18 protein-coding genes and 1 tRNA gene are annotated in these 12977 nt (G+C 75.2%); 12 read left to right on the top strand and 7 right to left on the bottom strand.

The annotated features are described in order from the left end of the window. Window positions 1-23: 23 nt before the first annotated feature. The 3 genes from DMP17_RS29350 to DMP17_RS29340 are packed head-to-tail and all read right to left on the bottom strand — an operon-like array spanning window position 24 to window position 1649. Complete coding sequence (locus DMP17_RS29350) at window positions 24-743, bottom strand: metal-dependent transcriptional regulator (protein ID WP_226354873.1); 720 nt, start codon at window positions 741-743, stop codon at window positions 24-26. 29 nt (window positions 744-772) lie between these two features. Then, window positions 773-1327, bottom strand: coding sequence for a TetR/AcrR family transcriptional regulator (locus DMP17_RS29345; protein WP_226354872.1), 555 nt, complete (start codon window positions 1325-1327; stop codon window positions 773-775). Beyond that, complete coding sequence (locus DMP17_RS29340; protein WP_062399751.1) at window positions 1320-1649, bottom strand: DMT family transporter; 330 nt, start codon at window positions 1647-1649, stop codon at window positions 1320-1322. The genes DMP17_RS29345 and DMP17_RS29340 overlap by 8 nt, the downstream gene beginning before the upstream one ends. Window positions 1650-1767: 118 nt before the next feature. Between DMP17_RS29340 and DMP17_RS29335 the strand changes: the two genes are divergently transcribed. From DMP17_RS29335 to DMP17_RS29310, 6 genes are all read left to right on the top strand, one after another. Further along, entirely contained in the window at window positions 1768-2655 is an 888-nt protein-coding gene (locus DMP17_RS29335) for a nicotianamine synthase family protein (RefSeq protein WP_226354871.1), read from the top strand. A gap of 103 nt (window positions 2656-2758) precedes the next feature. Beyond that, window positions 2759-3184: a DUF4383 domain-containing protein gene (locus DMP17_RS29330; protein ID WP_226364672.1), complete on the top strand. Its 426-nt coding sequence runs from the start codon at window positions 2759-2761 to the stop codon at window positions 3182-3184. A 39-nt stretch (window positions 3185-3223) separates the two neighbouring features. After that, a complete protein-coding gene (locus tag DMP17_RS29325; protein WP_337831184.1) occupies window positions 3224-3505 on the top strand; it encodes a hypothetical protein in 282 nt (93 codons plus the stop codon). Then, window positions 3502-4248, top strand: coding sequence for a response regulator transcription factor (locus DMP17_RS29320; RefSeq protein ID WP_073575886.1), 747 nt, complete (start codon window positions 3502-3504; stop codon window positions 4246-4248). Before DMP17_RS29325 ends, DMP17_RS29320 begins: the two co-directional genes overlap by 4 nt. A 14-nt stretch (window positions 4249-4262) precedes the next feature. Further along, the gene (locus DMP17_RS29315; RefSeq protein ID WP_226354867.1) at window positions 4263-5642 is read left to right on the top strand and encodes a sensor histidine kinase; all 1380 of its coding nucleotides are present in this window, start codon (window positions 4263-4265) and stop codon (window positions 5640-5642) included. After that, window positions 5639-5899 carry a hypothetical protein gene (locus DMP17_RS29310; RefSeq protein WP_337831183.1) on the top strand — a complete coding sequence of 87 codons (261 nt, stop codon included), beginning with the start codon at window positions 5639-5641 and terminating at the stop codon, window positions 5897-5899. Before DMP17_RS29315 ends, DMP17_RS29310 begins: the two co-directional genes overlap by 4 nt. Here DMP17_RS29310 and DMP17_RS29305 read toward each other — a convergent pair. After that, entirely contained in the window at window positions 5859-6212 is a 354-nt protein-coding gene (locus DMP17_RS29305; RefSeq protein WP_226354865.1) for a TraR/DksA family transcriptional regulator, read from the bottom strand. The two genes, DMP17_RS29310 and DMP17_RS29305, sit on opposite strands and share 41 nt — an antisense overlap. Window positions 6213-6244: 32 nt before the next feature. Here DMP17_RS29305 and DMP17_RS29300 point away from each other — a divergent pair, with 32 nt between their 5' ends. Beyond that, complete coding sequence (locus DMP17_RS29300) at window positions 6245-6685, top strand: NUDIX domain-containing protein (protein ID WP_337831182.1); 441 nt, start codon at window positions 6245-6247, stop codon at window positions 6683-6685. A 105-nt stretch (window positions 6686-6790) separates the two neighbouring features. Here the strand turns inward: DMP17_RS29300 and DMP17_RS29295 are convergent, their stop codons facing one another. Further along, a complete protein-coding gene (locus DMP17_RS29295; RefSeq protein WP_337831181.1) occupies window positions 6791-7747 on the bottom strand; it encodes an acetyltransferase in 957 nt (318 codons plus the stop codon). 74 nt (window positions 7748-7821) lie between these two features. Further along, window positions 7822-8841: a helix-turn-helix transcriptional regulator gene (locus DMP17_RS29290; RefSeq protein WP_337831180.1), complete on the bottom strand. Its 1020-nt coding sequence runs from the start codon at window positions 8839-8841 to the stop codon at window positions 7822-7824. Window positions 8842-8902: 61 nt separating this feature from the next. On the opposite strand from DMP17_RS29290, the gene DMP17_RS29285 reads away from it, so the two are divergent. The 3 genes from DMP17_RS29285 (at window position 8903) to DMP17_RS29275 (ending at window position 10567) form a co-directional block, all read left to right on the top strand. Continuing rightward, window positions 8903-9331 (top strand): VOC family protein, encoded by a 429-nt coding sequence (locus tag DMP17_RS29285; RefSeq protein ID WP_226364679.1) that lies wholly within the window; start codon window positions 8903-8905, stop codon window positions 9329-9331. A 62-nt stretch (window positions 9332-9393) separates the two neighbouring features. After that, on the top strand, window positions 9394-9783 hold the full coding sequence (locus tag DMP17_RS29280; RefSeq protein WP_226354860.1) for a nuclear transport factor 2 family protein: 390 nt from the start codon (window positions 9394-9396) through the stop codon (window positions 9781-9783). 202 nt (window positions 9784-9985) lie between these two features. Next, window positions 9986-10567, top strand: a complete 582-nt coding sequence (locus DMP17_RS29275) for a DinB family protein (protein WP_337831179.1) — start codon at window positions 9986-9988, stop codon at window positions 10565-10567. Window positions 10568-10635: 68 nt separating this feature from the next. On the opposite strand, the gene DMP17_RS29270 is transcribed toward DMP17_RS29275, so the two are convergent. Next, window positions 10636-10708: transfer RNA gene (locus DMP17_RS29270), tRNA-Lys, on the bottom strand. Window positions 10709-11046: 338 nt separating this feature from the next. Here DMP17_RS29270 and DMP17_RS29265 point away from each other — a divergent pair. Together DMP17_RS29265 and dusB are read left to right on the top strand one after the other, a co-directional pair. Beyond that, a complete protein-coding gene (locus DMP17_RS29265) occupies window positions 11047-11616 on the top strand; it encodes a superoxide dismutase (protein ID WP_337831178.1) in 570 nt (189 codons plus the stop codon). A 108-nt stretch (window positions 11617-11724) separates the two neighbouring features. Next, window positions 11725-12846, top strand: coding sequence for a tRNA dihydrouridine synthase DusB (gene dusB / locus DMP17_RS29260; RefSeq protein WP_337832746.1), 1122 nt, complete (start codon window positions 11725-11727; stop codon window positions 12844-12846). Window positions 12847-12977 lie beyond the last annotated feature (131 nt).

Genomic DNA, 12977 nt, shown 5'->3' with positions numbered 1-12977 from the left:
CGCGACGCCCGGGCGGGGCCGGCTCAGTCCGAGCCGGCCCCCTCGGCGGCGCCCACCCACAGGGCCATCGCGAGCGTCGGGCCCCACTCGTGCTCGGCCTCGCCCGGGGCGGGGCGGGTCTGCTCGCCGGAGCGGCGCAGCCGCACCACGAACGGCCCCTCGAAGGGCTTGCGGGCCAGCAGGTCCACCCGGTCGCCGAGCCGGACGTCGTGCGCGTCGAGGAAGCGGAGCACCTCGGGGTCGGTGTCGTCGACGCGCACCAGGGTGCCGCCCTCGCCGTAGCGCAGGTCCGGCAGCCGGCGGGCGTGGACCACCGGCATCGTGCCGTCACGGGCCGGGATGGGGTCGCCGTGCGGGTCGAACCGCGGGTGCCCGAGCCGGGTGTCGATCCGGTCGAGCAGCCGGTCGGAGACGGCGTGCTCGAGCGCCTCGGCCTCCTCGTGCACCTCGTCCCACGCCAGGTCCAGCTCGGTGACCAGGAACATCTCCAGCAGCCGGTGCCTGCGCACCACGGCGAGCGCGGAGACCCGCCCGGCGGCGGTGAGCGTGATCCCGGCGTAGCGGGCGTGGTCGACCAGCCCGGCGTCGACGAGCTTGCGCACCATCCCCGACGCCGACGGCGACGAGACCCGCAGCCGCTCGGCCAGCGCGGAGACCCCGACCGACCCCTCCCACCGCTCCGAGAGCAGGAAGATGGTCTTCAGGTAGTTCTCCACGGACTCCGAGAGGCGCTCCGCGCTCATGCCCACCACGGTATCCCGGCGACGGCGGCTCAGGCGTTCCCGGCCGCGCAGAGCCGGGCCAGCAGGCCGGGGTCGACCGGCGAGCCGAGCGCCCCGCTCAGGGTCAGCCCGTTGACCGCGGCGGCCAGCAGGGCGCGCCGGTCGGCGTCGTCGGGCAGGAGCCGGGCGGCGGCCGCGTCGAGCGCGACGTCCCACCGGTCCAGCTCACCGCGCAGGTCCGGGCGCCGCGCGGCCAGCAGGAACAGCTCGTACTCGGCGATCGCGGTGACCCGTTCCTGGCGGGCGCAGTCCTCGACGAGCGCGACGAGGTCGCCGGGGACGGTCACCGCGTCGAGCCGGGCGATCCAGCGGTCGTTGACCGCGATGAGCGTCGCGACCAGCAGCGCGTCGACACTGGGGTGGTAGTAGAAGACCGCGCTGGGCGGCACGCCTGCCTCCGCGGCGACCGCCCGCTGGCTGACCGCGGCGACCCCGCCCGCGCCGACCAGCCGCAGCGTGGCCTCGACCAGCTCGCGGCGGCGCCGGTCCCCGCGGCGGCGCCGGCCGTCGGCCTCGGGCGTGTCCCGTCCCGCCGCATCAGGCATGCGCGGTCGCGCCGCCCAGCTCCAGGGCGAGCACCCCGGCGATCACCAGCGCGATCCCGCCGAGCTGCACCCAGGTCAGCGACTCACCGAGGAAGAACACCCCGATCAGCGCGACGAGCGCCACCCCGGCCGCGGCCCAGGTGCCGTAGGCGATCCCGAGCGCCATCCCGCGGCCGAGCGCCTGGGACAGCGACCAGAACGCCAGCCCGTAGCCGACCACGGTGATCATCGACGGCACCAGCCTGCTGAAGCCCTGCGAGAACCGCAGCGCCACCGTTCCGGTGACCTCGGCGCCGATCGCGAGCGCGAGCCATCCCCACATCGCCGGGCTCCTCCCCCTCTGTCCGTTCCTCGCACACATTGTAGAGCGTTCGCTCAGGTTTCCCGCCACCCGGACGACCGAGCACGAAATGGTTGTCATTGGCTTACGGTGGATCATCGTGACCACGCAGAGCAGTCGGACGACCGCGCCCGGTTTCCCCGCACCCCGCCGTCCCCGCGACGACGGCTCCGTCGCCGCCGTCGCGACCCGCCTCGTGGCCCTGCGACGACGGCTGGAGCGCACCGACCTGCGGCCCGCCCCGGACACCGACGCCGCGTTCGGCGAGCTCGTCGGACTCTGCTGCTTCCCGCCCGCCGGCTGTACCGAGGGCGTCCTGGCGCGGGTCGCCCCGCACTCGGACGCCCTGCGGACCCTCGCCGCGACCGGCGAGGGCCACATGGAGAACCACTGGGCGGGCCGGATCGCCGCCGCCCCCGACCCCCGGGCCGAGCTGGACCGGTTCCCCTACCTGGGCAACTACCACGACCTCGTCCGGCTGGAGCTCGCCGCGCTGACCGCCGTCGGGCTGCCCGCGCCGCGACGCGTCGTCGTCCTCGGGTCGGGGCCCCTGCCGCTGACCGGCCTGGTGCTGGCCACCGGGCACGGCGCGCAGGTGCTGCACGTCGACCGGGACCCGGCGGCCGCCGCCGCGGGGGACGCGGTCGCCGCCGCCCTCGGGGCGGACGGGCGGGTCCGCAGCCTGGTCGCCGACCTCGACGACCCGCAGCTGTCCCCCGCGCTCGCCGACGAGCTGGGCCGGGCCGACCTCGTGCTCGTCGGGGCCCTGGTCGGTGCGGACGCCGCCGCCAAGGCCGCGATCACCGCCCGGCTGGCCACCGCGACCGGGCCCGGCACGACCCTGCTCGTGCGGTCCGCCGCCGGGCTGCGGACCCTGCTCTACCCGGAGATCGTCCCGGCCGACCTGCCCGCGCTCGACGTGCTCCTCGAGGTGCACCCGCGCACCGACGTCGTCAACTCCGTCCTGGTGGCCCGCGCCGCCACGTGAGGTGCGTCGCTCCCGCGGTTCGGAGCGCCCCCGGCCGGGCAACCGGGCCCCGACGAGGGGCGCAGCGACGCGCCGGAGGACGACGGACCGAGGAGGTCGGGTCATGATGCGGACGACGGGCGGGTTCTCCCGGCCCTACACCCCGGTGCAGCCGGTCGCGGCGGCGTTCGCCGCGGCGTTCCTGCTGGTCGGAGCCCTGGGCTTCGTGCCGGGCGTGACCTCCGGCGAGCTCGCGGTGCTGCCCGGTGCGGGCACCGCGGTGCTCGGTGGGCTGCTGCCGGTGTCGGTGCTGCAGAACGTGCTGCACCTCGTCACAGGCCTGGCCGGACTGGCCTGCGCCCGCTCCGGTGCCGCGTCGCGGGTGGTGCTCGTGGCCGGTGGCGCCGTCGCGCTGCTGAGCGCCGCCGTCGCCCTGGACGCCGTGGGCGCGGCCCTGGTGGTCGTCGCCGTCGCGATGGTCGGCTGCGCGACGCTGCTGCGCGGCCGTCCCGTGGTGCGCCCGGCCCGCCGCGGGGCCGCCGCGGCCTGAGACCTGGACGGGGCGTGACCCCCGTGGTCCGATGGCGGTGTGTCCGACACACCGTCCGCCGGGACCCCGGTCACCGGACGACACCCCGACCACGGCCACGAGGCCGAGGTCGGCGACCCGGTGTGCTGGCTGGACCGGCTCTGCCCGGACTGCGGGGCGATGCCCTCGCCCACCGAGGACGGCGGGCCGCCGCAGACCTGCTGGCGCTGCGGCGCCGCCGTCACGCGCCCGTCGGGCTTGCGATCGCCTGACGATCGTGCCGGGCCCGGCGCCGGGGTCGACGGGACCGGCCCGGATCCGGTGGAATCGCCGTCATCATGAGCGAACACGGCCGGACCCGGGTGCTGCTGGTCGACGACGACGTCCGGATCGGGCGCGCGCTCGGCCTCGCCCTGGGCGACGAGGGCGTCGACGTCGACGCGGTGCACACCGGCGAGCAGGCCCTGGTCAGCGCCGCCCGGCCGGGCGTCGACCTCGTGCTGCTGGACCTCATGCTGCCGGGCATCGACGGCCTCACCGTCTGCCGGCGGCTGCGCGAGACCGGTGACCTGCCGATCATCATGGTGACCGCGCGCTCCGACTCCGCCGACGTCATCGCCGGGCTGGAGGCGGGCGCCGACGACTACGTCACCAAGCCCCTGGTGGCCGGGGAGCTGGCCGCCCGCATCCGGGCGCTGCTGCGCCGCCGGCGTCCGACCCCGGCGGCACCGCGCCGGATCACCGTGGGCGACGTCGAGCTGCGCCCGGACGAGGGGACCGTGCTCCGCGACGGCGCCCCGGTGCACCTGACCCGCACCGAGTTCCGGCTGTTCGCCGAGCTCGCCGCGGCGGGCGGGCGGATCGTGACCCGCGACGAGCTGCTGTCGCGGGTGTGGGGCTACGAGTACCACGGCGACACCCGGCTGCTGGACGTCCACGTGCGACGGCTGCGGCGCAAGGTCGAGCTCGACCCGGACCGCCCGGTCCTCGTGCTGACCGTGCGCGGCGCCGGGTACAAGGTCGGCGACGCCGGACCGGACGCCGCGCTGCCGGGCGCCGCCCCCGCCTCGGGCCGCGGCGGGTGAGCGGGCGCGGCAGGATGCGGTCCGTGCTGGACCGACTGCCGCTGGGCCGGCTTCCGCTGCGTCACCGGGTCGGCGTCGCGTTCGCCGGGGTGTCGCTGGTGGTGACCGGGCTGTTCGCGACGGTCACCTGGAACCTCGCGTCGTACTACCTGGTGGAGCAGCGGGTGGAGAGCGCGACCCGGCAGCTCGCGGTGAACCTCCAGCTCGTCGAGCGGGCGATCGCCGACACCGCCGACGTCGGCGGCCTCGACGACCTGCTGACCGGCCTCGCGGGCACCCCGGACACCACGGTCGCGCTGCGCCGCGACGGCGCCTGGACGACCAGCGGCCGCGAGGTCGACCCCGGCCTACTGCCGGCGGGGGTGCTGGCGCTGGCGGAGAACGGGACCGGGGCGCGGCAGCGGGTGATGGTGGCGGGGATGCCGAGCGTCGTCGTCGCGGCGCCGATGCCGGGCGGCGACGTGTTCGTCGAGGTCTTCCCGATGCAGCGGCTCGACGCCAACCTGAAGTTCCTCAGCGTCGTGCTGTTCACCGGGGTCGCGGTGAGCGCCCTGCTCGGGCTCGCGCTGGGTCAGTGGGCCGGGCGGCGCGCGCTGCTGCCGCTCACCGCCGTGACCCGGGCCGCGGCGCGGATCGCCGGGGGCGACCTGACCGCACGGTTGCCGTCGAGCACCGACGCCGAGCTCGCCCCGCTCGTCGCGACCTTCAACCGGACCGCCGACGACCTGGAGCAGCGGGTGTCGCGCGACGCCCGGTTCGCCGCGGACGTGTCGCACGAGCTGCGGTCGCCGCTGACGACGCTGGTGAACGCGACCGCGGTGCTGACCCGGCGGCGCGACGAGCTCGCGCCGACCGCGCGGGAGGCGGTCGAGCTGCTCGACGGCGAGATCCAGCGCTTCCGCCGCATGGTCCTGGACCTGCTGGAGATCTCGCGCAGCGACACCCTGCAGCGTGAGGACGGTGAGCTCGGTGCGCTGGTCCGCGGGCTCGTCGCGGTCCGCGGCGGGGAGCACGTCCCCGAGGTCGACGCCCCGGAGCCGGTGACCGTGCGGGTCGACCGCCGTCGCCTCGACCAGGTCCTGGGCAACCTCCTGGACAACGCCGACGCGCACGGCGGCGGCGCGCTGCGGATCGGCGTCGCGCCCCGGGGCCGGTACGCCCGGATCGAGGTCGACGACGCGGGCCCCGGCATCCCGCCCGAACAGCGGCTGGCGGTGTTCGAGCGGTTCGCCCGTGGCACCCTGGCCGGCAGCCGCGGCGACGGCGGCGGCACCGGTCTCGGCCTGTCCCTGGTCGCCGCGCACGTGCGCCGGCACGACGGCCGGGTGTGGGTGGAGGAACGACCCGGCGGCGGGGCCCGGGTCGTCGTCGAGCTGCCGGGGGTGGACACGTGAGGACGCGGCTGTGCACCGCCGTGCTGGGGCTGCTGCTCGTCGCCGGGTGCGGGGTGACCCTGGAGGACGAGCCGGAGCCGCTGGATCCGGCCACCGGGACGCCGTCACCGACGCCGACGGTGACCGTGCTCCCGCCGCACTCCCCTGCCCCCGGCACCGTGCTCCCGCCGCCGCCGACGGCCTCCCGCGGCACCGCCCTGCTCCCGCCGCAGCCGACTACCGGCGGCGGCGTCGGCGCGGGTCCGACGCACAGCTGATGCAGGTGTCCGCGGCGGGCAGCGCCTCCAGCCGCTCCGGGGCGATCGGACCGCCGCAGACGGTGCAGCGCCCGTAGCCGCCGTCCGCCATCCGGTCGGCCGCCCGGTCGAGGTCCCCGCACTCCCGCTCCGCCGCGGCGAGCAGGCCCTGCAGCTGCGCGCGCTGCACGGCGATGGTGACGCCCTCGGGGTCGTGCTCGTCGTCGTGGCTGGTCAGGGCCTGCTGGTCGGCGAGGGCGTCCAGCTCCCGGCGCAGCGACGCCACCCACTCGCGGGCGTGGGCGCGGGCGGCGGCCAGGGCGGTGGGGTCCACGGGACCAGGATGCGCCCCGGCAGACTGTCGTGGTGCCCCTGTCGCGTCCCGTGTCCGGTGTCGGTGTCGTCCTCCAGCGCGACGACGGCGCGGTCGCCGTCGGGCACCGCGTCACCGCCGGGGAGACTCCGAGCTGGTCGTTCCCGGGCGGGCATCTGGAGGGCGGGGAGCCGGTCGTCGCGGCCGCGCTGCGGGAGCTGGCGGAGGAGACCGGCGTCGTCGCGGCGACGGGGACGCTGTTCGCGGTGTGCGTCCGGCTCGACGGCGCGGGGGTGACCTTCGCGGTGCACGTGCCCGCACCCGCCGGGGCCGGGCTGCGGGTGACCGAACCGCACGCGATCGACGCCTGGACCTGGGCGGACCCCGACGCGCTGCCCGCCCCGGTGTTCGCCCACACCGCCGCCGTGCGCCACGCCTGGCGTTCCCCGGGCGTCGCCCTCGACGGCTGGGAGCTGCACCGGGTCGCGCATTGAGCACCCACTCCCGGCCCCGCCTCCGCGCCGTCGATCAGTACATGAGCGCTGTCCCGGGCCGGTCCGACCGCGCTCATGTACTGATCGACGTGGGTATCGGGCGGTCTACTCCCCCGCGGCCCCGGTCGCGAGCTCGACGACGATGTCCAGGTGCCCCGCGTGGCGGGCGTACTCCTGCACGACGTGCAGCAACGTCCGCTCGATCGTCCCGGGCCCGGCACCGCGCCAGCGGGCGCTCGGCAGCCCCACCGCGTCGGCCCCCACCGACTCCGCGATCTCGCGGGTGCGCCTGCCCTGCGCCGCGAGCGCGTCCGCGAGCCCGTCGGCGGTGGTACCGGGCGGGAGCTGCCACCGGCCGTCGACGTGGTCGGCCCACGGGTCCGGGAGGTCGGCGTCGACGAAGCCCCACTCCAGCCATCGGCGCTCCATGCAGCGCAGGTGGTGTAGGAGCTCGGCGGGCGACCAGCCGGTCGGGAGACGGCTGGTCGTGCGGTCGGGCCCGGGGAGCTCGGCGTACTTGGCGAGGACGCGGGCCCGGAAGAAGTCGATGTAGGTGAGCAGGAGCGCGGTCGTGGAGGGGGCCGGGTCGGTGGGCTCGGGGAGACGGGACGGGTCCCTGCGCAGGTGCAGCAGCGGGAACGGGCGCCCCCGGCCGTCGCGGTCGGACCGTCCGGTCCGGACGAACCCGTGGCGCTCGTAGAAGGCCAGCGCGGACGGGTTCTGCTCGTTCACGTCCAGCTCCACCTGCGCGAGTCCGTCGGTGGCCGTCGCCAGCAGCGCGGACCCGACGCCGAGACGGTGCGCCGACGGGTCGACGAACAGGGCCTCCACCCGGTCGCCGTGCACCCCGATCCAGCCGACCGGCGTGCCGTCGTCCCGCTGCGCGACGGTGACGGCGAGGGCGGGCAGGGCCGCCGTCCGGACCTCGTGCTCGATCTCCTCGACGTCGGCCGGGGTGAGGAACGCGTGGGTCGCCTCGACCGCGCGACGCCAGATGCGGACGAGCTCGGGGTGGTCGGCGGGGGTGGCGGCGCGGACGGTCGGGCAGTTGTCGTCGCTCACGGGGACAGGGTGGCAGGGATGTCGAGCGGGTTGCCGGTGCCGGAGTCGTGGAACCGCGCCCGTGACAACGACGGCTACTGCGGCGAGTGACCGGGCACGTCTGCTCGCGGGCCGAGGGCGTCGGCCAGCCGCTCCGCCGTCGCCCGGAATAGCTCGCGCAGCTCCTCCGGTCCCTCGACGACGAACGGAACCGGCAGCCCCGCCAGCAGCGCGGGCACCCAGTCCAGCGAGTCGGCGCGCAGGGTGACCCGCGCCCACCCCCCGGGATCCGCGAGGTCCTCGGCGAGGGCCAGCCCGGCGGGGAACATCGCGGTGACCTCGTCAGCCGTCCCCCGCACCCGCAGCACCACCTCATGCCGCCACGGGGTGCGGGCCAGCGACTCCAGGACGTGGGCGGCGGGGTCCAGGTCGGGCGGGGCGTCGAACGAGCCGACGAGCGCCGTGGCGTCCGTGACCCGGTCCAGCCGGAAGGTCCGCAGCTCACCGACGGCGGTGTCGGTGGCGGACAGGTACCACCGCCCCCGGTGGACGACGACGCCGTGCGGATGCACCGTGCGCCGGCTGCGGTCGCCGTCGGCGCGGGTGTAGGTCAGCGCCACCGGGCGGCGCTCCGCGGTCGCCGTGGCCGCGGTGAGCAGGACCTCGGCCGCCGGGGCGCCGACCGGCCCGGCGGGTGCCGTGACCTGCAGGTCCGTGAGAAGGGCATCGACCCGGTGGACCAGCGCGGCGGGCAGCACGCGGCGCAGCTTCGCGGCCGCGCCGTCCGCGGCGCCGCCACCCGCGACGTCGTCGGACACGGCCGGGGGCAGCAGCCCGGCCCGCCGGGCGGCCACGAGGCCCAGCATGACCGCGACGGCCTCCCCGTCGGTGAGCATCAGCGGCGGCATCCGGTACCCGGGCGCGAGGCGGACGCCCCCGTGCCTGCCGCGCACCGACTCCACCGGCACACCCAGGTCCTGCAGGTGCGCCAGGTAGCGACGCAGGGTGCGTTCGTCGACGTCGAGGCGTTCGGCGAGGTCGCCGACCCGGCGCAGCCGCGGTCCCGCCTGCAGCAGCTCGAGCAGGGCCAGGACCCGGGCGGTGGGACGTGTCACACGTCCATCGTCCCCCATAACCGGGCGGATCCTGACCGGTTACCGTCCTAACGTCCCGGCCATGACGACATCGACGACCGCGAGCCTGGTCTCCGTCCGCTTGATCACCGACGACGTGGCCGCCCTCGCCCGGTTCTACGAGCGGGTCACCGGGACACCCGCACACTGGTCCACACCGGACTTCGCCGAGGTGGCGACGCCGGCGGGCACCCTCGCCCTCGGCAGCACCCGCACGGTCGCGCTGTTCTCGGCCGGCTCGGCGCGCCCGGCGGACAACCACACGGCGATCATCGAGTTCCTCGTCGCCGACGTCGACGCCGAGTACGAGCGGCTGCGCGCCACGGTGGACGACGTCGTCCAGGAGCCGACGACCATGCCGTGGGGCAACCGGTCGCTGCTGCTGCGCGACCCCGACGGGAACCTGGTCAACCTGTTCACACCGATCGACCCGGAGGCCAGGACGACGTTCGCGGCCGACCACACGGAATGACCGCGGCCGCGCCGGGGTTCGGACCGTCCGTACCGTCACCGGACAGTGGAGGCGAGCCCGTCGTGACCGACGCGATCCTGCAGCGCAACAAGGACAACGTCCGAGCGTTCTACGACCTCATGTTCAACCGGTGCCGACCGGCCGAGGCCCTCGACCGCTACGCCGGGCAGACCTACATCCAGCACAACGTCCACGTTGCGGACGGCAAGCAGGCCTTCGTCGACTACTTCGAGCGGATGGCCGAGGAGTACCCGGGCAAGCACGTGCGGTTCGTCCGCGCGATCGCCGAGGACGACCTGGTGGTACTGCACTGCCACCAGACGTGGCCGGGCGGTGACGACTACGCCGGCATCGACATCTTCCGCGTCGACGACGACGGCAGGGTCGTCGAGCACTGGGACGTCCTGCAGGTCGTTCCCGCCACCTCGGCGAACGACAACGGCATGTTCTGACCGGGCCTCGCAGGAGTCATGTGGTCGACGGCCGGATGCAGCAGACCGCGCCGGGCGGCCGGAACCGACGCCGACCCCCTCGTCGCGCAGAGCCTCGCGTTCGTGGCGTCACCGCACGCCACGCCCGCTCCTCCGGCCTGCTCCGCACCGCCGTGATCTCTCGCGCACCGAGACTGTCGGAGCCTCCTGCAACCATCCCGCCATGGACGACCAGAAGAGCGACCTGCTCCGTTACCTCGACGAGGCTCGCGACGCCGTCGTGTGGAAGCTCGACGGGCTCGACGAGTACACCGCCCGCCGCCCCGGAACGCCCACAGGGACGAACCTGCTCGGCCTGGTCAAGCACCTGACGAGCTGCGAACTGGTGTACTTCGCCCGCACCTTCGACCGACCGTCCGCGGACCTGCCCTACCTCGACACGTTCGACGCGTGGGAGAACGAGGACATGTGGGCCGGCGCCGACGAGGACCGCGAGGAACTCGTCGCCCGCTATCGCCGGGTCTGCGCCCACTCGAACGGAATCGTCACCGAGCTGCCGCTCGACGCCCCGGGGCGGGTACCCCACTGGCCCCAGGAGCGTGCCGAGACCACGCTGCACCATGTCGTCGTCCGCATGCTCGGGGAGACGAACCGGCACGCGGGGCAGGCGGACGTCATCCGTGAGGGCTTCGACGGGGCGGCCGGGCATCGAGAGGGTTTGTCGTCGCTACCGTCCGAGGACCGCGAATGGTGGACGCAGTACGTCGGCCGGATCGAGTCGGCCGCGCGTGAGGCGTCCCGGTAGGCGCTGGGAGCGCTCGGGGGGAGTCCCGCACGTTGGCCGCGGCCTGCGTCGCGTTGACCTGGTGATTGTGGGCCCCCGGGGGATCGAACCCCGAACCCGCGGATTAAAAGTCCGCTGCTCTGCCGATTGAGCTAGAGGCCCCTGACCGCCCCCGGACACGCCGGGTATGGCCCACCACCGGATACCCCCGGCCGATCGCGGCGAACCAGATCTGCACTTTACCGTCTGCAACCACCGTTGCCGTCGTCGCGACACCGTCACCGTGTCGGGTGTCGCAGAACGAGACACCGTGGCCGGGGTGGATCCCCTGCCCCGGAAGGGATCCGGCAGCCGTCGGACGCGGCACCGCCCTGGAGGCTCCGGGAGGCGGCTACCCAGGGCGCGGAAACCGACGGTAGCCACCACACGAACCGGTGGAACGTCCCGTCGCGTCCGCTTTCGCGGTGCCCGCCCCGGCGCGGGCGGTGATCATCGTTCTCATGATCCACACGCGTTCCCTCACCTCGATCGCCCTGCTCGGAGCCACCACGGTCGCCCTGACCGCCTGCGGTGGCGAGCAGTCGCGGACCGCGGTGACCGAGGTGACCGCGACCGTCGCCCGGGGCGGGGACGGGCCCGCGTTCACCTATGACCCGAAGCTCGTCCCGGTCGGTGCGACCGTCGCGGTCACCGACGCCGAGCAGGACGGCTCGACCGTCACCACCCTCCGGGTGACCGGGCTGCTGCCGAACCGGACCTACGGGGCGCATGCGCACGCGAAGCCCTGCACCGCGGCCTCCGGCGCCGACGCGGGCCCGCACTACCAGTTCTCCGAGGACCCGGTGACGCCGAGCGTCGACCCGTCGTATGCGAACCCGATGAACGAGATCTGGCTCGACGTCACCACCGACGCGAACGGCGCGGGCGAGTCGACCGCCACCGTCCCGTGGGTCTTCCCGGACGACCGGCGCGCGGAGTCCGTCGTCCTCCACGAGGAGCCGACCGCCACCCACGCCGGGCACGCCGGCACCGCGGGCGGGCGCCCCGGCTGCATCACCGTCGGCTTCTGAGCGACGCCCAGGTCGGCGCCGTCGCACGGGCCTGGGACACTGGTGGGCGTGACCGTGTTGGACAGCGTCCGCGACGCGCGGACGGACACCCCCGCCCGCCGTGACCGCGTGCTGCCGCCGTTGCGCATCGGCCCGTTCGAGGTCGACACCCCCGTGGTGCTCGCGCCGATGGCCGGCATCACCAACCCCGGGTTCCGCCGCCTGTGCCGTGAGCAGGGCGCCGGCTACTACGTCTGCGAGATGATCACCGCCCGCGGGCTGGTCGAGAAGAACCCGCTGACGTTCCGCATGATCGCCTTCGACGCGGACGAGCACCCCCGCTCGATGCAGCTCTACGGCGTCGACCCGGTGTCCATGCAGCGGGCCGCGGAGATGATCGTCGAGCGGGACCTGGCCGACCACATCGACATGAACTTCGGCTGCCCGGTCCCGAAGGTCACCCGTCGTGGCGGCGGGGCGGCGCTGCCGTTCAAGCGGGAGCTGTTCCGCCGGATCGTGCGCGCCGCCGTCACCGGCGCCGGGGACCGCCCGGTCACGGTGAAGATGCGCACCGGCATCGACGACGAGCACCCGACCCACCTCGAGGCCGCGCGGATCGCCGTCGACGAGGGTGCCGTCGCCGTCGCGCTGCACGCGCGGACCGCCGCCCAGCGCTACTCCGGCACCGCGGACTGGTCCGAGATCGCCCGGCTGCGCGAGGCCGTCCCGTCGCACATCCCGGTGCTGGGCAACGGCGACATCTTCTCCGCGCAGGACGCCCTGGACATGGTCGCCCGGACCGGGTGCGACGGCGTCGTGGTCGGCCGGGGCTGCCTGGGCCGCCCGTGGCTGTTCGGGGACCTGGAGGCGGCGTTCGCCGGGCGCGAGCTGCCGGCCGCGCCGAACCTCGGTCAGGTCGCCGCGACGCTGCGCCGGCACGCCGTGCTGCTCTGCGAGCACATGGGCGACCACAAGGGCATCCGCGACGTGCGCAAGCACATCGCCTGGTACCTCAAGGGCTTCCCGGTCGGCCCGGAGCTGCGGCGCAGCCTCGGGATGGTGGAGTCGATCGATCACCTCGACGAGCTGCTGTCCGGGCTGGACCCGGACGAGCCGTTCCCGGCCGACGCCGACGGGCCGCGCGGGCGCCAGGGGTCACCCGGTCGCGTCGTGCTGCCCGAGCACTGGCTCGACGACCCGGACGACCCGTCGATCCCCTTCGGGGCGGACGTGGAGCACTCCGGAGGTTGATCACGGCGACCCCGGGGCGAACACGCGTTACCCCGACCCGGGGGAACCAGGGCGCCGAACGGGTGCCGACGCCCCGTACGCCTCAAGCGTCCCGGGGGTGTCACCGATGAACAGTCCCAGTGGCCGAACGG

This window comes from Pseudonocardia sp. TMWB2A, from assembly GCF_017312135.1.
Note: the sequence above shows the minus strand (reverse complement) of the source record. Positions and strands in the feature narration are given on the sequence as shown.